This is a genomic window from Pseudoalteromonas sp. PB2-1 (genome assembly GCF_045040605.1).
Taxonomy (GTDB): domain Bacteria; phylum Pseudomonadota; class Gammaproteobacteria; order Enterobacterales; family Alteromonadaceae; genus Pseudoalteromonas; species Pseudoalteromonas arabiensis.
The window spans coordinates 1,228,198-1,248,402 of sequence record NZ_CP090667.1 but is presented as its reverse complement, the minus strand read 5'-3'; the positions used below and the strand labels follow the sequence as shown (position 1 = coordinate 1,248,402).

At 41.2% G+C, this 20,205-nt stretch carries 22 protein-coding genes; 6 read left to right on the top strand and 16 right to left on the bottom strand.

The genetic code is table 11. The features are described from left to right. The first annotated feature begins 70 nt into the window (after positions 1–70). Together L0Z67_RS05715 and L0Z67_RS05710 are read left to right on the top strand one after the other, a co-directional pair. Positions 71–619 (top strand): GspH/FimT family pseudopilin, encoded by a 549-nt coding sequence (locus L0Z67_RS05715; protein WP_062570523.1) that lies wholly within the window; start codon positions 71–73, stop codon positions 617–619. A 71-nt stretch (positions 620–690) separates the two neighbouring features. Further along, on the top strand, positions 691–1,224 hold the full coding sequence (locus L0Z67_RS05710) for a GspH/FimT family pseudopilin (RefSeq protein ID WP_062570522.1): 534 nt from the start codon (positions 691–693) through the stop codon (positions 1,222–1,224). Positions 1,225–1,231: 7 nt separating this feature from the next. Here the strand turns inward: L0Z67_RS05710 and L0Z67_RS05705 are convergent, their stop codons facing one another. The 13 genes from L0Z67_RS05705 to murJ all read right to left on the bottom strand — a co-directional run bounded on the left by L0Z67_RS05705 (position 1,232) and on the right by murJ (position 16,037). Next, positions 1,232–1,654 carry a type IV pilin protein gene (locus tag L0Z67_RS05705; protein WP_062570521.1) on the bottom strand — a complete coding sequence of 141 codons (423 nt, stop codon included), beginning with the start codon at positions 1,652–1,654 and terminating at the stop codon, positions 1,232–1,234. Then, positions 1,638–4,823: a pilus assembly protein gene (locus L0Z67_RS05700; RefSeq protein ID WP_405128708.1), complete on the bottom strand. Its 3,186-nt coding sequence runs from the start codon at positions 4,821–4,823 to the stop codon at positions 1,638–1,640. The genes L0Z67_RS05705 and L0Z67_RS05700 overlap by 17 nt, the downstream gene beginning before the upstream one ends. A gap of 13 nt (positions 4,824–4,836) precedes the next feature. Further along, positions 4,837–5,319 carry a pilus assembly protein PilX gene (locus L0Z67_RS05695; protein WP_193988576.1) on the bottom strand — a complete coding sequence of 161 codons (483 nt, stop codon included), beginning with the start codon at positions 5,317–5,319 and terminating at the stop codon, positions 4,837–4,839. Further along, on the bottom strand, positions 5,307–6,296 hold the full coding sequence (locus L0Z67_RS05690; protein ID WP_405128568.1) for a PilW family protein: 990 nt from the start codon (positions 6,294–6,296) through the stop codon (positions 5,307–5,309). The genes L0Z67_RS05695 and L0Z67_RS05690 overlap by 13 nt, the downstream gene beginning before the upstream one ends. 1 nt (position 6,297) lies before the next feature. Then, a complete protein-coding gene (gene pilV, locus L0Z67_RS05685) occupies positions 6,298–6,846 on the bottom strand; it encodes a type IV pilus modification protein PilV (RefSeq protein WP_062570517.1) in 549 nt (182 codons plus the stop codon). Positions 6,847–6,959: 113 nt separating this feature from the next. Beyond that, a complete protein-coding gene (locus L0Z67_RS05680) occupies positions 6,960–7,667 on the bottom strand; it encodes a LytTR family DNA-binding domain-containing protein (RefSeq protein WP_267135596.1) in 708 nt (235 codons plus the stop codon). Further along, on the bottom strand, positions 7,664–8,692 hold the full coding sequence (locus tag L0Z67_RS05675; protein ID WP_405128567.1) for a sensor histidine kinase: 1,029 nt from the start codon (positions 8,690–8,692) through the stop codon (positions 7,664–7,666). Before L0Z67_RS05675 ends, L0Z67_RS05680 begins: the two co-directional genes overlap by 4 nt. Positions 8,693–8,730: 38 nt before the next feature. Further along, entirely contained in the window at positions 8,731–9,660 is a 930-nt protein-coding gene (gene ispH / locus L0Z67_RS05670; protein ID WP_062570515.1) for a 4-hydroxy-3-methylbut-2-enyl diphosphate reductase, read from the bottom strand. Then, positions 9,660–10,100 (bottom strand): FKBP-type peptidyl-prolyl cis-trans isomerase, encoded by a 441-nt coding sequence (fkpB, locus tag L0Z67_RS05665; RefSeq protein ID WP_062570514.1) that lies wholly within the window; start codon positions 10,098–10,100, stop codon positions 9,660–9,662. Before fkpB ends, ispH begins: the two co-directional genes overlap by 1 nt. Continuing rightward, entirely contained in the window at positions 10,097–10,597 is a 501-nt protein-coding gene (gene lspA, locus L0Z67_RS05660) for a signal peptidase II (protein ID WP_062570513.1), read from the bottom strand. The genes fkpB and lspA overlap by 4 nt, the downstream gene beginning before the upstream one ends. A gap of 9 nt (positions 10,598–10,606) precedes the next feature. Next, positions 10,607–13,432 carry an isoleucine--tRNA ligase gene (gene ileS / locus L0Z67_RS05655; RefSeq protein ID WP_062570512.1) on the bottom strand — a complete coding sequence of 942 codons (2,826 nt, stop codon included), beginning with the start codon at positions 13,430–13,432 and terminating at the stop codon, positions 10,607–10,609. A gap of 25 nt (positions 13,433–13,457) precedes the next feature. Beyond that, a complete protein-coding gene (gene ribF / locus L0Z67_RS05650) occupies positions 13,458–14,384 on the bottom strand; it encodes a bifunctional riboflavin kinase/FAD synthetase (protein ID WP_062570511.1) in 927 nt (308 codons plus the stop codon). 72 nt (positions 14,385–14,456) lie between these two features. Beyond that, positions 14,457–16,037: a murein biosynthesis integral membrane protein MurJ gene (gene murJ / locus L0Z67_RS05645; protein ID WP_267145286.1), complete on the bottom strand. Its 1,581-nt coding sequence runs from the start codon at positions 16,035–16,037 to the stop codon at positions 14,457–14,459. Between the two features lie 242 nt (positions 16,038–16,279). On the opposite strand from murJ, the gene rpsT reads away from it, so the two are divergent. Further along, positions 16,280–16,540 carry a 30S ribosomal protein S20 gene (gene rpsT / locus L0Z67_RS05640; protein WP_036967030.1) on the top strand — a complete coding sequence of 87 codons (261 nt, stop codon included), beginning with the start codon at positions 16,280–16,282 and terminating at the stop codon, positions 16,538–16,540. Positions 16,541–16,625: 85 nt separating this feature from the next. Here the strand turns inward: rpsT and L0Z67_RS05635 are convergent, their stop codons facing one another. Beyond that, a complete protein-coding gene (locus tag L0Z67_RS05635) occupies positions 16,626–17,009 on the bottom strand; it encodes a response regulator (RefSeq protein ID WP_062570510.1) in 384 nt (127 codons plus the stop codon). Between the two features lie 166 nt (positions 17,010–17,175). Here L0Z67_RS05635 and L0Z67_RS05630 point away from each other — a divergent pair, with 166 nt between their 5' ends. From L0Z67_RS05630 to smrA, 3 genes are all read left to right on the top strand, one after another. Then, the gene (locus L0Z67_RS05630) at positions 17,176–17,619 is read left to right on the top strand and encodes a hypothetical protein (RefSeq protein WP_405128566.1); all 444 of its coding nucleotides are present in this window, start codon (positions 17,176–17,178) and stop codon (positions 17,617–17,619) included. A gap of 101 nt (positions 17,620–17,720) precedes the next feature. Further along, a complete protein-coding gene (locus L0Z67_RS05625; protein ID WP_062570799.1) occupies positions 17,721–17,966 on the top strand; it encodes a hypothetical protein in 246 nt (81 codons plus the stop codon). A gap of 411 nt (positions 17,967–18,377) precedes the next feature. Next, complete coding sequence (gene smrA, locus L0Z67_RS05620) at positions 18,378–18,959, top strand: DNA endonuclease SmrA (RefSeq protein WP_130151240.1); 582 nt, start codon at positions 18,378–18,380, stop codon at positions 18,957–18,959. 39 nt (positions 18,960–18,998) lie between these two features. On the opposite strand, the gene L0Z67_RS05615 is transcribed toward smrA, so the two are convergent. Next, positions 18,999–19,133, bottom strand: coding sequence for a hypothetical protein (locus L0Z67_RS05615; protein WP_267135597.1), 135 nt, complete (start codon positions 19,131–19,133; stop codon positions 18,999–19,001). Between the two features lie 92 nt (positions 19,134–19,225). Beyond that, positions 19,226–20,146 (bottom strand): 2-hydroxyacid dehydrogenase, encoded by a 921-nt coding sequence (locus tag L0Z67_RS05610; RefSeq protein WP_405128565.1) that lies wholly within the window; start codon positions 20,144–20,146, stop codon positions 19,226–19,228. Positions 20,147–20,205: the final 59 nt, after the last annotated feature.

Below are 20,205 nucleotides of genomic sequence, written 5' to 3'. Positions count from 1 at the left end.
CTATGAATTTCGGTGATTAAACCAGCAATCATGATATTATTAAATGAGGCGTTTGATAATAGAGACAACAATGAAATCATCACAACAAGGTTTTACGCTTTTAGAGCTCATGGTCACTATCACAATAGTGGGTATTATCGCTGTCATCGCATTGTGGGATAGTTCTGACCTACTCGAAAAAGATCGTGCTGAAAGCTATCTTCAAGAATTAAAACGTAATATTAGTTTCGCAAGAGCCAAAGCCACCAGCTCTGACTCTTTAGTTGTTGTGTGCGCAGGAAGTACCACTAACATTGAAAATAATAGTCGCGTTACTTGTTCAAATAACTGGCAGGAAGGCACTGTATTTGTATTTTATGATGCTAATCAAAACGGTGTCTACAACCCTGCTCAAAACGATAAAATTCTCAGAGTAATGAAAGAGCTTCCAACTAGCAGTAGGCTCCAATTTTCAGGTGGCAGTTCATTAATCTTTGATACAAGCGGGATGATCACAACAACTGCTGGCGCTTTTATCTATTGCCCTTCAAAAGCAGACGGAGATAACAATAAAGAGCTTACAGTATTCAAATCTGGGACTGCTTTATATAATGGGAATACGACTAAAAGCTGTAATTAAGCAACTTATTTGACACCAATAAAGGGACATGAATATAGTTGAAGAAACTATAATAAATGAGATCTTCACGGATGGAGACAAAAACGTATTGGTGGAAATTAAAAGGCACAACACTTATAGAAAGCTTAGTTGTGTTGTCTGTTTTAGCTATTCTTCTTAATATAGCGTTGTTTGAATATACCCCTTTGCTTGCCAAAAATCGCCTAGAAAACAAAATGCAAGAGATTAGGCGTGCGCTGGGGATAAGCCGTCATAATGCACAAACCAACGATGCATTCATAACATTTTGTGCTCTAAAAGATAATCACTGTAACAAGGACTACTGGCACAAATCACTCACCGTATTTGTAGACAATAATGAAATTGGTGTGCTTGATAGTAGTGATACAGTCATCCTTGAGCTAGAGGCAATTAACAGGCTAGATCAACTCACCTACCCTCGACATGCTATTACTTTTAGGCCTAATGGCACCCCTATGGGCTTTAATAACGGCACTTTTATCTATTGCCCTGAGTACAAAAAAGCAAGCCTAAAAGGGCTTGCTATTTCGCTAAGTTTTACCGGCCGTACTCGTTTAAAAGATACTGATAAGTGCCAGTTATAGGCTCTTTTTATCGGCCCCAGCATTCTTTTGCATTAGCTGAGCCTTTCGATGTCTTTAATCCGGTATCTGAGATTGATAAAGAGGTGCATTCGGTATCTTGTAATACAGGTCCCGATGCAGGTGTGGCGGTAAACTCAAATGTCCCCGCATCATTATCAACAGTCACAGATATCGTATAGAAGTTATTCTCTGTTTTACTTGCGACACCTAAATCAGCCAGCACAGTTGTATACTCTCTATTATCAACAAAGAATTGTTCCTGCTTATTGGCAGCATCTAATAATGCCGTTATTGCTTCTGTTCTGGCAGTACGTTTGACATGCTGAAAATAACTAGGCAAGGCAATACTGGCAATAATTCCCAAAATAGCCACTGTTATCATGAGCTCTATCAGTGTAAAGCCAGCGTTCGCTTTATTGACTTTTATCATTTACTTCTCGCTTATAAATATAGGTTTGTTGTGTCTCAAAGCCAAAGCCAACAGGATCAGTATCGCTTACGAGCTTAATTTTACCATCTTCTTGAGTGAGATTTGGCCCAACTATTTTTTTAACTTTAAACGGATTCTGCTGCCCTTTGAGACCCGGCCCTATGGTCATAAATTGGCTTTTTTCTTCCACTTTTATGTTTGTATCTTTAATTACGTCAGGGTTTTCAGTATCAGATAAATCATCACAAAAACCATTGTTGTTTTTGTCAACACAACTATCACCAACACCAAAGTATAACTGTGGCGTATCTGGTACATCATTTGATGTAGTAAATTTTAATTCGTCATAAACCTTGGTGCCATAATGCAAATGAAATGCATACAGGCCACCTGCCCCACCAGTTAAAGAACACTGGTTTACCGTTTCAGTGGCAGAAGATGGGGTATAACTTGTAAAATAAGCCACACCACCAATCACCGTACTAGCAGCCAGTGATTTCTCACCAGCAGCAGGTAAGTTGTAGTACCAACCGTAATACTCAGATAACTCAACTTCAAGCTCTGTAAACTCCTCAACATCGTCTAATGCATTACCAAATGGGTCTGAATCCATATTCATTAAGTCTGATTGCGTAATGGCGACGGGGACGTCACTACCTTGGAATGATTGTGTAGTTGTATTGATATCACGAATCATATAAAGCTGATCGTTAGTCGTGGTGGCTGTAGGCTTTGAGCGATTGCCGCTACCAATTAATACCGCATCATACGGTGTGTCTAGTCGGGCAATTGTCGATTGGCCATTCACCGTTGTTTTTGTCACTTTGCTGAACACAGTTCTGGCCACCGACGGTTTATAAAAGAAACGTCGGTCTTGCGTCGATAGAGTATTGCCTAAACTCGCTAGCTTAAAATGTGTCCATGGCTGCTTCGCGTCGTTAGGAGTGTTTGAAGGCATATCTACGCGCCAAACATTGCCGCCGGTATCTGTGGCGTATAAACGGTCAACGTAGCCATCATAGTCAGAATCCAGTGTTGTTATGTCTGAGGCTATGCTGTGATTGCCTTGAAAACCATTTTCAGTTGGCGTGAGTGCCCATACCTTTTTACCCGTTTGTGCATCGACAATATAAATGCCTCGCCCTTTACTATCAGCAGTACGAATAACATTATCTTTATTGGTATCATAACCTGCTCCAAAAACCAGCAGTGGACGGTCTTCATACCCTTCTAGATTTATATAGGTCACCGTCGGTTTAGACCAAGATTGACCAAGCTCTTTAAAGTCAGCAGACCCCCCCACAATAGGCCCATTCCACATCAGGCTTGGTGAATCAGGGTTAGTAATATCAAGACCATAATAGTAACTACCGCCACGTCTAAAGCCAAAGAAAGCCCACACGCGGTCACTACCGTTAACAATCCCATCACCGTTTTTATCATCAAAGAACACTGAAATAGGACCATCGACGCCGTACACTTTTGTGTTGGACTGATTGTCTCTTAACGGTTTCACTATTTTATATAAGCTACTTGGCATAAATGCCCAGCTTTCTTTTAGCACGTCATTTTTATCTTGAAAAAGATGCAAAAAACCCGCATTGGTGCCAATTAGAATACGTATATCGTCATTACCATAATCTATTGTCACAGGCTTTGAGTGCAACGGATCACCGAAAATATCTTGGCGTTGATCAATTGAAGATGCATCTTCATCCTCATTATCAACATCGATTCCCCTTGCCCAATCAATCGTTTTTTGTAATTGAGACTTGTCCACTCCAAACGCAGCTGCCGCTTTATCATCTCCGCCAAGCGCATTAGATACATTACTTTTCGTAAAGCTGATTAAAGCTGACGAGCCTGCATCAGTATAAAGTTTTCGACTTGCAAGGCTACTCAACAGCAGGTTAACACCGCCGCGTTGCACTGTATTACCATCAGCTTCCTCGTTATCTGGTAACCAATATGTACGCGCTTTGTTTGATATAAGCCCATCTTCATTTAAAGCTGGTTTACCTGTCGAATCAACAATTTGTTCACCAGACACTTTTAGTTTTTTTAGATTACCTCGCCAACGAGCACCTGTTTCTGGATAAAACATTGCATAGTAAATATCTTCACGACTACGTGTTTGATCAACGTTATTACTCGCGATGGACGGTGAGGTAAAACTATCGTTTACTTCACGGATTTGAGTAATGGTATTTTTAAGTGCCTGCGATAATTGCTCAGAGGTATTCGCGTGGAGGTATTGGCCGCCACCTAGCTTAGCCGTTTCCGATAGTAAGCGTTTACCATTATTACTCATACCGCTACCAAAGCCGATTGTGTATACTCGCCCTGTTTCATGAATATCCGGTGTTGAAGGAAATAAATCCACGTCAACATCCTCAGTACCGTGAATTATCTGAGCAAGCTTGTGTAGGTATACACCGGCTATTTTGTCTGTACTAGATAGATATTGATTAAAATGAGTGTAATACAAAGAGCTAATATTGCTATTTTGCTCGCCATCTTGGTCAGCAGAAGGATCCCCATCGGTCATATAAATAACGTTAACTGAATTATCACAACGTTTGGCTTCTTCTGTAGTATCAAAAGGTGAATTATAAGTATAACTATAACTAGGTCGCCACCACGGTCCTGATCGAACCCTCGTTTCTATAGTTGTGTCACGCTGGGCTTCACTGACGTTTTGTCCATAAAATACGCTTTGCCCTGTAATATAGAGATATGCCTCCCATAATGTCTCCGTTAAGGGCGTACCACCATCAGCAGGGAGAGCTGAAAGAGTTTGCTTTAAAAGTGATGTCGATGAGCCAATACCTGCGAGTACATAGCCCCCTTCTGTACCATTAAATCTCATCAGGCCAAAATCAATATCGTCATTGTCATCAACCAAGCTGGTAATTGCACCCTGTGCAACCCCCAAGCGACTATCAGGACATACTACGTAGCCGGTATAATAGTTATAGCCACAACTGTTACCTGTGGCTGTTGAAAATGCCATACTTCCTGACGTATCAAACACAATCAGAACGCGTGGTCTCTCATCTAAATCTACATTATGGTTAACATAGAGCTCAATATCTTCTGCTTGCACCGACATACCAGATAGCGTTATGAAACCGAGCAGTATACTGCGAGTTAAACGTTTAATTTTCATCATAAATCTCCAGTTAACTACCCGAATTCACGTTTGCCATCTCTTGGGCAACACCTGTGACAACGGTTAATGTGTGCTTACTCTTAGAACCATAAGTAAGGCTTGAGTCAATTTGCACCATATTACAAACAATACCTGGGGTCGGATCAAACTTGCGTGGGCAAAGTAATGCTGATGGCCCTTTGTTCATATTTTTAAGTGTGCTTGTCTCATTATCAACTTTGTTCATTTTAAAACCCTCAGCAGGTATTTTTGCGGGTTTCAATAAAAATGCACTTTTACCGTCTTCGAGTGCTTCTTTTGCAATGACCTCTTGAACAATACCGATTAGTTTGTTCTCGGCGGCATCCCGCTCTTGAGCCGCATTCGTAATTTTTATATCAATGCTACTGCTACTCATTAAGGTAACCGCTATTCCAGTTACAGCCACAACCATAATCAAGGCGACTATCAGCACAACACCTTGTTGTTTTTTTACCGAAACTAAATGCGCCATAGGTTTGCTCCTACGTTATTTAAGCGGATAGTCGTAGTGAACAACGCACGCCTGAAGTTATCATTAAATGTGAGCTCTCGCTTATTTGCATCTTCGCCCAACGTATAGGTTTGATTTTGCAACTTCAGATTTGCATCAGGCATTAACGACCTTGTGAGTAAAAAGACCTGAACAGTTAAAATACTTTGACGGCTTTCCCAATCAGAATTAGTCATATTTTCAATACTTTTATAGGTATCAACACGGCTGTTATTTGTTGTATCTAGGCCAAATACAAAGCGTATGTCTTCGACCCCTTCCATAATGGTTTCGGTCACCATGCCAGAGCCTGGTCTTAGTCGTTTGCGCATCAGTACAGGTACAGAAATTTGTTGCTCATTAATAGTGAATGTTTGCTCAGAAATATAGTAAACATGATGACGATAACGCCATACAGTCGCATTGCCACTTATGCTGGCAGCATCAACAGGCCCCCTGCGAAACTCTCCCCTATCTTGTTCAGCGATAAAATAGTAAAAATTATTGTTTGTTTCAGCAGGTGCTATCTCTAAGCCCTCTAAAAACTTTACTTGCAGAACATCGGTATCTTTTTTTACATTATTAATACAGCTTAGTGCGGTATTATCGGTTGTATTTACCGCATAAACAGAGCGAAAGTTAGTAACGGATGCCGCGTCAGGGAAACTGCCGTTATTGAGTCCCCCAAAACAATCGTTACCAGGATTGGTTAAAGTATCCGTATTTTCAGATGTCATTGATTTTTCGTAATATGTTCCCCAAAAACCTATTTGCTCAATGTCACGCTGCATTATATTCATTGCAAGTCGGCCCGTTTCTTGAAGCTCGCCTATTGTCATCGTGTCTCGGGTTGTGATTTTCATACTCAAGTAAGTGAACATGACTCCGCCCAACACCAGGCCACCTATAAACAGTGCAACCATCATTTCGACCAATGTAAAGCCAATATGCTTTTTCATATCAAGACCTTAGATATATATAACTTTCGAGTACAATTAAGCGTCGTTTATCATTTGATGCGCCACAATCAACTGCTGCTGTATCACTGTTTGCTTTAATCTTTTGACGGCCTTGCCAACTGATAACCACTTCAATATTAAATTCATTTGCTGTGCCCAGCGACGCTGCATTTATACACACGGTTGCATCATCTAAAGCCCCCGTATTCTCACGCGCTTGAATAGCTCTCACCCACTGCTGTTTATCAAGTGCCGCCACTTGCTCTGCAGAGCAAGCGTTATTAAAGCACTGTAAATTTGTATTTAATGGTGTGTCACTGGTTAATGTTCCGTTATAACGACCTGCAAACCCTGCCGTGTCATTCGCACGCATTCGCTGGATAATATCGTTACCCAAAGCAATAGCCGCTGCACGCTGCATTGAGTCAAAACTCGCTTGCTTTGCCTTTGCTTGAAGTGCCACAGCACCGAGCAAGCCAAAGCTTAAGATCACAAAAGCTATAAGCACTTCGATTAGCGTAAAGCCTTGGACTTGTGATTTGTTTAACATAATGAATTCAATTGATACTTTTCCATAGATTAAGCATAAGGTGGGGTCAATAAATAGCAATATAAGAATGGATGAGCGGTCATTTTTATTGATAAACGGTACATTAAGCCACGCTATTTACCCATAATAGCCTTAACAGACTTTACTTCTCGTCGACTTATAACAAATTTTGTCGACACACCATCTAACATCAACGAGTGCACACCATCATCATGGGTCATACTATAAATTCGGTTTTTATTAACCAATGTATTACGGTGAATGCGCATTAATTGCGCTGGGTACTGATGTTCAAGCTGTTTTAAACTTTGCTCGACTAAAGCTTCGCCACCGTCAAAGATTAAACGCGTATATTTTTGCTCAGCTGTACAACAAATTATATCTTCAATATGCACTCGCTTAATGACCCCTGCAAGTTGATAGCTAATATAAAGGTCATCACTTTTACTCACTTGAGCACGATTTAATCTTCTCAGTTGAGACAGCGTTTTCGATAATGCATCCGCTGTAACGGGTTTAACTAAATAACCGTCAACAGCAAGCTCAAAAGCTTCGAGCGCGTGCTCTGGGTGTGCTGTTAAAAACACTACGGCAGGTGGAATAGTCAGCTGTTTCAACACGGCTGCAACGTCCATCCCTGAGCACTTTGGCATGTTAATATCTAAAAGGACTAAATCAGGTTGTAACTGTTGGCATAACTTAACTGCCAACTCGCCATCCTCAGCATCGGCTATCACCTCATATTGAGGGTGCGCTGCGAGTAAGCGTTTTATACGGGCCCGTGCTAGCGGTTCATCATCAACAATTAATGTACTTATCATTGTATTTTTAGCCTTGGTAGCACAAGTTTCACTCTAAACTCCCCCTCTCTTTGAGTGGTCAGTAACTGGGCTTTATAGTTATAAAAAAGCTCTAAACGCTGGCGAATATTTTCAAGTGCCATACCATTACCACTCGGCGAAGCACCCTTATTTTTGTATAGCGGATTAGTAATTATAAACGTGTAACTTTTATCTGAAACATGCATAGAAATATTAATCCTCGCTCCCTTATCTGCCGGCTCGACACCATAGCAAACAGCATTTTCAATCAGTGGCTGTATTGATAAACAGGGGATCTCTAATTCTGGTATGTCATCAGGTAATTGCCAACACACCACTAAGCGCTCACCATAACGCCATTTTTCTAAGCTAATATATTGCTGACATAAGCTTATTTCATCACTTAAACTAATTGCCTTACCGCTTCTCATTGCTGCCTGCGACAAAGCGGCTAAAGCTAAAATAGCCTGCTCAGCCGCATTAGCATCATGGTGAGTCAGTTCTGCTGCGGTATTTAAACTGTTAAATAAAAAATGCGGTCTAATACGTGCTTGTAAAGCATCCAGTTCTGCTTGGATTAACGCTTTTGTCTGCTGCTCTTTTTGATTATGAATAGAAATAAACTGTACAAAAAGCACTGTCACTAAAAAGATAATCAGCATATTGCTTGCTAAAAAATGAGTTAGGGAGTCAACCTGATAAAGTTCATCAAAAAGACTGAGCACAAAAAAGCTGTACAAGCATGTTAATAAAAGAAGTAAGGAACTTAAGGCAATGACTTGCCATGTATTTGATAATCTAGCAAGCGGCTCTCTAGAAACATAAAGCACGGCAACGCTAGTCAGAAAAACAAGGTGTAAAAAGAAACTAAAAACAGCTAGGCGAAGCCACACATCACCATAGCTTGCAGGCGAAAAAGCCAATAAAACAGCAATGGTTTGACTGACGACGAGGGTTGCGAGTACCCCTCTGGATTGAAAAAGAGCCTCAATCAGCAAACCGTTTTTAGTTGGCTGTTTGCTCATGGGCTCTCCTATTTTTTGTTCACAGTTATCCGCTTAGATTAGCGTAGCTCAACAGGAACGGCAAATACTATATTTTCTTCTTCACCAGGGTTTTCAACAACTTGATTACCGCCTAATTCTTTCAGGCGCGCAATAACTTGCTGAACCAAAACCTCGGGTGCAGATGCGCCGGCAGTAACACCCACCGCATTTACATTGTTGAACCAATCCGCTTCAACGTTACTTGCATCATCAATCAAATGCGCCTTAGTGCCCATTTTATCAGCAAGCTCGCGTAGACGATTTGAGTTAGAGCTATTTTTTGCTCCCACAACAAGTAATACATCCACTTTATCCGCTAGATCACGGACTGCGTCTTGACGGTTTTGCGTTGCGTAACAAATATCATCTTTGCGTGGGCCATCAATGGCTGGAAACTTAGCACGTAGTGCATCAATCACATCTGCCGTATCATCCACTGATAATGTCGTTTGGCTACAGTAGAATAGGTTTTCAGGGTTTTTAACGCTCAGCTTTTCGACATCTTCAGGGGTTTCTACTAAGTAAATACCACCCGCTTCGTTGTCGTACTGACCCATGGTGCCTTCAACTTCAGGATGCCCGTGGTGGCCAATCAACACACACTCTATGCCTTTTTTACTCGCACGCGTTACTTCCATATGAACTTTAGTGACCAGCGGACAGGTTGCATCAAACACTTTTAATTCACGGCGTTTTGCTTCGTTACGAACAGCTTGCGATACACCATGGGCACTAAAAATAACAATGCTATCGTCAGGCACTTGGTCAAGCTCTTCAACAAAAACAGCACCACGATTTTTTAAACCATCAACCACATAACGATTATGCACAACTTCATGGCGTACATAGATAGGCTTTTCGAAGATATCGAGTGCACGCTCAACAATACTAATTGCACGATCCACTCCGGCACAAAAACCACGCGGATTGGCTAATAAAATATCCATCAGCCCGCTACCTCTAAAATCTCAACTTCAAAAGTCAAACGTTGACCTGCCAAAGGATGGTTAAAATCAATCGTTACAGACTCACCTTGTACTTCACGAACAAGACCAGGTAATTCAGTACCGTCTGGTTGAGTAAACGCGATTATATTGCCAACTTCAGCTGGGGTATCGGCACCAAACTTGCTGCGGTCAACATAATAAATGTTATCAGGATTAGGTTGACCAAATGCATCCTCTGGCTCAAGTTCAAAAGATTTATTGTCACCTGCCGCTAAACCTAACAAACATTTTTCAAAGTTCTCTGTTAGGCTTCCGTCACCCATTCGCAATTTAGCTGGTTTATTATGAACTTTAGTAGAATCGGCTGCTGAGCCATCTTCTAACTTAATCGAGAAATGAAAGATCACTTCAGAGTTATTACCAATTACTGCTTGGCTCATGCTTTTTGCTCCTTAGGACTTTCGCCTGTGAAGGCATCAAATAAAAGTAATGCGGCACCAATACAAATGGCACAATCGGCAATATTAAAAACAGGGAAGTGCCAGTTTTCATAATAGACGTGCAAGAAGTCAATGACATAACCATAAGCAATACGGTCGTATAAATTGCCAATAGCCCCTGCTAACACTAATGCATATGCTGAGCACAGTACCTTGTTTGTTGCTGGTAAGCGTTTAAGCCACCATACTAAAAGTACACTGATCGACACAGCAATCAGACTAAAAAACCAGCGTTGCCAACCTCCAGAGTCACTTAAAAAGCTAAAAGCGGCACCATAGTTATGTACATAAGTGAAATTAAAAAAAGGCAGAATATCGATTGACTCTTTGTAGGCCATGGTATTAACGACAAGTGTTTTTGTCGCATGGTCTACTACTAAAAGTAGTAGACTCAGCCATAACCAAACCAAGCCACTTTTTCCGGCTAGTTTGCTCACAAACAACTCCTATGCGAACTGACGCTGTTCACCATCGCCGTCAACATTGCTTACACAACGGCCACAGATTTCAGGATGAGCAGGGTTAGCACCTACATCATCACAGTAATGCCAACAACGCTCACATTTTTCAGCGGTTGTTGCAGCGACTTTAATGAATAGGCCATCAATCTCAGTCGCCTGAGTACCTTCAGGCTGCGCTGTTACAGTTTCAACGGTGACGCCTGACGTTAATAATACAAAGCGTAGTTCATCACCTAACGCAGCTAATTTCGCGCTTAACTCTTCACTTGCGTAGATGCTTACGTTTGCTTGTAAAGTTGCACCAATAACGTCTTCTTTACGAGCCGCTTCTAGTACACGGTTTACTTCATCACGCACATTTAAAATTGTTAACCAATCGTCGTTGCTGAACTTACCTTGCGAAGAGGCTTTTAAGCCATCGTACCACACCGAAGTGAACACAAAGTTATCACGCTCGCCTGGTAGTGCTTCCCAAATCTCTTGTGCTGTGAAGCTTAAGATTGGTGCCATCCAACGCGTCATTGCTTCAGCAATATGGTAAAGCGCTGTTTGACATGAACGACGTGCATGGCTATCGCTTTTCGCTGTGTACTGACGGTCTTTGATTACATCTAGGTAGAACGAACCAAGCTCACCAGTACAGAAGTTCATAAGCTTTTGCGTTACCAGCAGCATTTGGTACTTGTCGTAAGCTGCTAAGATTTCATCTTGAAGCTCGGCTGCACGGCCAACAATCCAACGGTCAAGCTCAACCATGTCTTCAATGGCAACTTGATCGGTTTTTGGATCAAAGCCATTTAGATTGGCAAGTAAGTAACGGCTGGTGTTACGGATACGACGGTAACGGTCAGCTGAACGTTTAAAAATTTCGTCAGATACAGTCATTTCTGCTGTAAAGTCAGTTGAGGCAACCCATAAACGTAAGATGTCAGCGCCTAGTTTGTTCATCACGTTTTGTGGTGAAATAACGTTCCCTAATGACTTGGACATCTTACGGCCGTTTTCATCAACCGTGAAACCATGTGTTAAGACTTGCTTATACGGCGCATGGCCATTGATAGCAACCGATGTCATCATAGACGACATAAACCAACCACGGTGTTGATCAGAACCTTCTAAGTAAAGATCAGCAGGACCTGTTAAATCATCACGCGCATCAACCACACAGGCATGAGTCACGCCTGAATCAAACCATACATCTAGCGTATCTTGTACTTTCATGTACTGCTCAGCGTCATCGCCAAGTAATGTTGCAGGGTCTAAATCATACCAAGCTTGAATACCTGATTTTTCAACCAGTTTTGCCGCTTCTTCGATTAACTCTTGGGTATTTGGGTGAAGCGCACCGGTGTCTTTATCAACGAATAGTGCAATTGGCACACCCCATGTACGTTGACGTGAAATACACCAATCAGGACGGCCTTCAACCATGTTGGCAATGCGGCTTTCGCCCCACTCCGGTAACCACTCAGTCTTTTTGATTTCGTTTAATGAATCTTGACGAAGGTTAGCTTGATCCATACTGACGAACCACTGCGGCGTAGCACGGAAGATGATTGGCGTTTTATGACGCCAGCAATGTGGGTAGCTATGTGTTAATGCATGGTGGTGTAATAGCGCATTGTTTTCAGTTAATACGTCAATGACGCTCGCATTTGCTTTAAATACGTGCTGACCAGCAAACATTGGTGTGTCAGGTAAGTAAACACCGTTAGCACCAACCGGGTTAGCTACTTCTAAACCATAAGCAAGACCCGCTGCGAAATCTTCTTGACCGTGGCCAGGCGCAGTATGAACAACACCGGTACCAGAATCAGTCGTTACGTGATCAGCAACAATAACTGGCACTGTGAAGTCATAGAATGGGTGAGCAACCTGTAAATTCTCAAGTGCAGCACCTTTTACATAACCTAGTACGTGATAATGCTTAAAGCCATAACGATCCATAGCATCTTTAACTAGCTCAGAACCTAAAATTAGACGCTGCTGTGCACCTTCATCGTCAATTTGAACAAGGGCATACTCAAGTTTTTCATGAACAGCTACTGCACGGTTAGCAGGTAATGTCCATGGTGTTGTAGTCCAGATTGCGGTGCTAACAGTACCCGTGCCTTTATGGCCATCTGCTAGTTCAAATGCGTTAATAACAGCATCTTGGTCAGCAAATTCAAAACGTACATCAATTGCTGGCGACTGTTTATCTTGGTATTCAACCTCTGCTTCAGCAAGCGCTGAACCACAATCTGTACACCAGTGAACAGGCTTAGCACCTTTGTGTAAGTGACCATTTTTAATAATGCGACCAAGTACACGAATTGCATTCGCTTCAAAGTCGAAATTCATTGTTAAGTAAGGCTTATCCCAATCACCAAATACACCTAAGCGTTTAAAGTCTGTTTTTTGACCTTCAACTTGCTTTTTAGCATATTCGCGACATTTTTCACGGAACTCAGCAGCCGACACTTTCACGCCTGGCTTGCCTACTTTCTTTTCAACCATTAATTCAATTGGTAAACCGTGACAATCCCAACCTGGCACATAAGGCGCATCAAAGTCAGACAAGGTTTTTGACTTAACAATAATATCTTTAAGAATTTTGTTTACCGAGTGGCCTAAATGGATATCACCGTTTGCATACGGAGGGCCGTCATGCAAAATGAAGGTTTTTTTACCTTTTTTAGCGCTGCGAATTTGACCATAAAGATCGTCTTCATACCATGTCTTAAGCATTTTTGGTTCACGTTGTGCCAAATTGCCGCGCATTGGAAACGCTGTTTCCGGTAAATTCAAAGTATGTTTGTAGTCGCTCATTAATCCTACTTTCCGTATCGGCTACCTAATTTAAACCAAAACACTGCTTCGCGGCGGTTACATCATCTGCAATCTGCGCCGTCAGTTGTGTTAATGTCTCGAATTTTTTCTCATCGCGAAGCTTCTTAATCAGCTCCACGTGCATAAATTGTCCGTAAATATCTTGCGCAAAGTCAAAAAGGTGTACTTCTAACAATGCGCGTGTTCCATTAAATGTGGGTTTGTTGCCAATATTTGCAACCCCAAATAGTTCTTTATTGCCAACAGTTGTTCGTACCGCAAACACGCCATTTACAGGACATACTTGGCGTTTTAAAGCAATGTTTGCTGTTCTAAACCCTAGTTCACGGCCTTTTGCCCAGCCATGAATAACACGTCCAGATATCGCATAGCCATGACCTAACATGGTTTTTGCATCTTCTAATTGCCCTGCAGCAAGTGCTTGGCGAATAAGGGTACTGCTTACTCTATCATTGAGTCGGCGAAAACTGGCGGTACTTTTCACATCCATATTTAACTCAGTGCCCATGCTTTTTAGTAGTGAAAAGTCACCGCGGCGACGCTTACCAAAACAAAAATCATCGCCCACGGTCAGTGCTTTGACACCCAACTTTTCAACCAAAACTTGGCTTACAAACTGTTCCGCTTCCATATTTGCAAACTGCTGATTAAAACTAATGCAAATCACTCGCTCAACACCTAACTTTGCAAGTAAACTTAGCTTATCACGAAGTCGGGTTAAACGCGCTGGCGCATTATCCTTGGCAAAAAACTCTTGCGGCTGAGGCTCAAATAACATCACAGTACTTGGTAGTTGATGTTTCTGTGCGTCTTGTAGCAAGCCTTTTATCACTTCTGCATGACCTAAATGCACACCATCAAAGTTACCAATGGTCAACACACAGCCGTAATGCTGCGCGCGTATATTGTGAATACCTCTAATTAACTCCATGCCACCTTTTTGCCTTTATCAGCGAGCCCAAACACAGGTATCGGGCGTGAAACGCCGATTATAATCTTTTTTTTAGTTTGATTCAGTAGTTGCAACACTTTTTATCGTATTTAGTCGAATTCCCATTACAAACAGAGAAGAAAAGTACACCAATGCGGCTAACACGAGTAACCCTGCAAGTAACGAAACTTGCTCCATAAAGTGCCAAGTCTGCCAAGCAAAGCGCTGCCCGACATACCATACTACAGCCGCCATAAATACACTAGAAAACAAACACTTAAAACTAAATCTAAGGCTCATACCTGAAAACTGATAAACCCCTTCTTTGTGCAACTGGCGATACAGCAAATACGCGTTACAGCTTGCCGACATAGACGTGGCCAGCGCCAACCCTAAATAACCAATAAACGGGGCTAGCATAATATTAAAAAGCATATTAAGCACTAACGTTTTAATGCCAATTTTAACAGGCGTTTTCGTGTCCTGACGTGAATAGAAACCAGGTGCTAACACCTTAATCAGCATGAAACTAACTAAGCCAACCGAATAAGCCATTACGCCATAACTTACCGCTTGAACATGATCTATCTCTCCATTTTGAAATGCCCCATGATCGAAAAGTACGGTGATGATTAAAGGGCTTATCACCATCAAGCCAAACATGGCAGGTAAGCCTAAAAAGATTACAAAGCGCACTCCCCAATCTAGCGTGTGCTGAAAATCACGTGTGCTTTTCGTGCTATGAAGTTTAGATAGTGCGGGTAAAATCACCGTCGCAATACCAATGCCGAATAGACCAAGAGGAAACTCAATCAACCTGTCAGAATAGTAGAGCCACGCAATAGAACCCGTCATTAACATTGAAGCTATCATGGTATCGAGCAACAAGTTTATTTGACTAATAGAGACGCCAAATAACGCTGGCAGCATTAGTTTTCGTACTTTTTTAACGTTTTCATCTTGCCAAGCCCATTGAGGACGGCTCAGCATACGGGCACGATACAAAAACGGTAACTGAAACAGTAGCTGCACTAAACCACCAACAAACACGCCTATCGCAAGTGCATATGCACCCACTGAAAACTGATCATGCAGAAAAATAGCGCAAGTGATAATGGATATATTTAAAAGTACTGGGGTAAACGCCGCCACTGCAAAACGATTGTATACATTCATCACAGCACCGCTTAAAGCAACTAAACTAACAAAAAATAAATACGGAAAAGTGAGTTTTAAAAGCGCGCTTGCCAGCTCGAACTTTCCAGCATCTTCTCCTCCTTGCCACCAATCTATAAACCAACCGGTGCCAAACAGTGCGGCAATCACTGGCGAGGCAATCACACCAAATAAAGTTACAACGAGCAAAATTGTCCCTAGGGTGCCAGCAGCTTGAGCGACAAATAATCTTACTTTATCGTCACCTTGCTGCTCTTTAATATCAGACAAAACAGGTACAAACGCTTGTGCAAACGCCCCTTCAGCAAATAAACGGCGCAAAAAGTTAGGAATTCGGTTAGCAAATAAAAACACATCAGCAGCTGCACTTGCCCCCAATAAATTGGCTACAACTGCATCACGTACTAGTCCTAAAATACGCGAGATCATCGTCATTGCACTGACAATCATCCCAGAACGAAATAATCCTTTTGCCACCCTAAACCTACGAATAAAAACTTCTAAGATGGGCGATTATGCCTAAAATATCTTTAAAGCACTAGGCTCGAACTCGACCCTTTGTTACAATGGCGATATTAACTGCTAAAGCGGCAAATTGATGTTCGTTATAAGGAGCAGTTTTTCTTGAGATGTCAAAATTTCGTTGACATTCATGATAAAAACAGGCATATTCCACGGCCTTTAAATTAAGCTTATTTTAAGATTGTTAGGAGCAAACCTTGGCTAACATCAAGTCTGCAAAAAAACGCGCTATTACGAGCGAAAAAAATCGTCAACATAACGCAAGCCGTCGTTCAATGATGCGCACTTACTTCAAAAAAGTAGTTGCTGCAATTGAAGCGGGCGACAAAGAAGCTGCACAAGCGGCATTCGCTGTTGCAACACCTATCCTAGACCGTTACGCAACTAAAGGTCTAATCCACAAGAACAAAGCAGCTCGTCATAAGAGCCGTTTAGCAGCTAAAATCAAAGCGCTATAATTTGTTTTTGATGAATATAAAAAACCGGCCTATGCCGGTTTTTTTTTACCTTACTTTTAATAGCCTAAGTAGAAGTGTTCCTCGGCTAAACGATCTCTAGATCTGGGTAGAATTTTTTCAACATAGCCGCAATCTTTTTAGGTGTAAATGGCTTAACAACAAAACCCTTAGCGCCTTTTTCAATTGCTTCTTTTACATTTTCAACCGTAGAGTGAGCTGACACCATCACCACATTCGCCTCTGGCGATATTTCATTAATTTGTGAAATAATCTCCTTACCATCACCATCGGGTAGCTCTATATCTAAGAAAATAATATTGAACTCTTTTTCTCTACATACACTTAAGCACTGTGCAGCTGTTGAAGCCTCTCGCACATTATCAATACCTAAGTGCATTAGCGTTTGACTTAAAAAACTGCGGACAGTCCCCACATCGTCCACAATTAAAATTGAAAGCTGCGTATCCATACTATTCCTCTTAATATTTAAAGATAAACACTAATTGCATGTTGAAATGCACCTTTTACGCAAATTAGGACAATCAATGTTATATGATCTGAATTTAACTATTATATCAAAAACTTCGTTATAATCTCATTATAGAGACCTATAAATAAAAGGCCAGATAAGCTTTATGTCTAAAAATGTAAAAAAACAATCTTTACTTGGGCAGCAACCCGCTCGCAAGAAACCAGTCCCTAGCAAACGACCAAAAACAATAAGCAAGCCTCAGACACCCACGCAGCCAATACAACAAACCGTAGCAGAGCCTACTGTAAAGAAAAGTCCGGCCCGTTGGTACATTTTAGCAGTCGTATTATTAATTTTGCTTATCACTCCTAAACCAATTCTTATCACCTACGAGAAACTAGGCATGGTATCGCAAAGTGTCTTCTGGCCTGGCATATTTGGCTACGGAGCCAACGTGTTTGACTCTACACTAATCCCACGTGCAGACCTTAGCCGTAATACTATTTATTTGTGCCAAGACAAACGCAACCCTAACAGCTGTCAGAAATACCGCATTACCGATCAAAGTGGCTTTTTTGCTGTAATAAAAAAGCTAGCCATGGATTAAAAAATCTAATCCGAAAACAATAAAATTACTTGGTTGAAAACTGTGCAAAAGATCACCATAATGGCGCTCCTTTTTCAACACAGACACTATTAGATACGACCATGCTAAACGAGCTAGATTGGCTTTTAAACTTAACGTTACTTGCACTAGGATTAGGTGCTTTCTTTATTAATCAGTTAAATTTACTGCGTTTTGCAGCGATTAGCGCGTGTAGTTTATTATTTTTATCGTTTAGTCTAGATCTGATGTCATCGAGTGTGATCTCAAATATGAGTTTAGTGTTGATCAACACATTTTATTTATTCAAGGTTTACACATTTGGCCAATTGAATATCAACCAAGGTTAAACTTCTCCTAAGATAAATTGATAGAACAGGTTATCCTACCTATCATTGTTTATGCCCAAACAGCCATCTGTTTGGGCTTTTTTTTACTTACAAAATAGCTGAACTGATATACCATATGCAGCGTATATATACCCAAGCCACCTCAAGATGCAGAATTCAGCGTTTCACAGGTGCTTAATATCAAGGCGTTACTTTGCAAGAATGGTGGTCCCTTTTAAGAAGTAACAACGATGAGAGTAAGTGCCTGTGAAACGCCCAGAGGGTTGGGTTAAAAGCGATTTATACTGCGTTATTGATTTTAACAATAGAACCACTATTACTTGCAATCAATGCCTTGCCTAAATCGCTTTTAATTCCAACTGAAACTCGCACCTTAAGGTGGTTTGGGTATAGATAATTTGGGGGTACCTTATGTCATTAGACGACTTCGACTTATTTCTTATGTCAATGGAAGATGTTAAACCTCTTAAACATGACACTGTAAAACTCAAAAGCACTAAGCAAGGCCCGTCACTTGCTCAGCAAGAAAAACGCAAAGCTGCTGAGTGCGATTTATCTGTAGATGAGAATTATCTACAGAGCGAGTATGTGGAGCTATTAGACCCCCATGCCGTTTTAAGCTTTAAAAATGAAGGTGTGCAAGCACAAGTTTTTAAAAACCTGCGATTAGCTAAATACCAGCTAGATGCGACTCTAGATTTACATGGCCAACCTCTTCAACGCGCAAGAACGACGCTTCTTACATTTATTGATGACTGTCATAAACGCAACATACGGGTAGTGTTAGTTCGCCATGGTATTGGCATTAAAAACAAATCTAAACCAGGAATATTAAAAAGTTACACAAATAAATGGCTACAAGAAATTCCATCTGTACTCGCCTTTCATAGCGCACTCAAACACCATGGAGGGAATGGCGCAACTTATGTGTTGCTGAAAAAGTCGGATGAAAAAAAGCACGAAAACAGAGAGATCCACTCTAAAAGAAGCTAGGCAGTTGGTGCACATCCACTTTGTGCACCAATAACACGATTATTTTTGGTTACTTACTACTGGTTGAACATGCGTTTCACTTGCATTCGCTTGATTAAACCATGCAGAGACACCTAAAACGATGACTGACACAATGACTAGACTAAATTTCGCCCCATTTTGGTTAGATTTCATAACGCCTCTTCTTATTATTGTTTATTGTACTTACCCAGCATAACAAAGTTACAGATGTTAACAAGACGTTTGATAAATTAATTCACACTTTGTCAATAACCTTTTGCTCTATCAACCTTATTAATTAGCTCTCCCCCGCAAATTAATCTTTTAACATTAGTCTCGATTTGTTTAACTACACTGTTAATATCAGATAAAGCAGCGCAATGAGGCGTTAATGTAATCTTGTCATGAGACCAGTATGAATGCTTTTTATCTAGAGGCTCCTGAGTGAATACATCCAATGTGGCTGCACGTATTTTATTACTATCTAGCGCCGAAATTAAATCTGTATCAATAACATGCTTACCTCTTGCCACATTAATGACAACCGCATGAGGAGGCAACATCGCTAATAGATCTTCATTAATAATACCCGCTGTATGCTGATTCAATGGTAATAAACATACTAGATAGTCAACCAAAGGAAGCATCTCATTAAGCCCTTGCTGTGTGTGATAGCAACTAACCTCTGGATGCTGCTTTTCACTGTTTGACCATGCACTCACTTTAAAGCCATTTGCTACTAACTTCATCGCTGCCGCCTTGCCTAACTCGCCGAAGCCTAAAATACCCACATGTTGATGTGCATACGCGCGCTTTGGCTTCCAAGTGCTGGCTGATTGTTTTAAATAATATTCTTTGAGCCTAAGCTTGTGTGCCAATACATGGGTCAACACATACTCTGCCATATCATTTGCAAGATTATCATCAACAATTCTAACAACGGGAACATGCGCTGCTATCGCTGACAAATCGATGCTATCGACACCAGCCCCAAATGAAGACACGGCTTTTAAATTTACCAGCTTAGGCCATAAATCAGCCGGTGCATTCCAGGCAAGCACAAACTCTACTGCTTCATAGTTGGAACACTCAGACCAAAGCTGCACGTCAACCTCAGGTAATAACGCTTGTAATCGAGCAATTAATTGGCTGCAATCTCGACCTGTTACAGCTACAAGTAAAATCATTGTATTCTCCATATTTTGAACCGCTCTCAAAGCGCTCTTTAAAAAGTCACACAACTGCA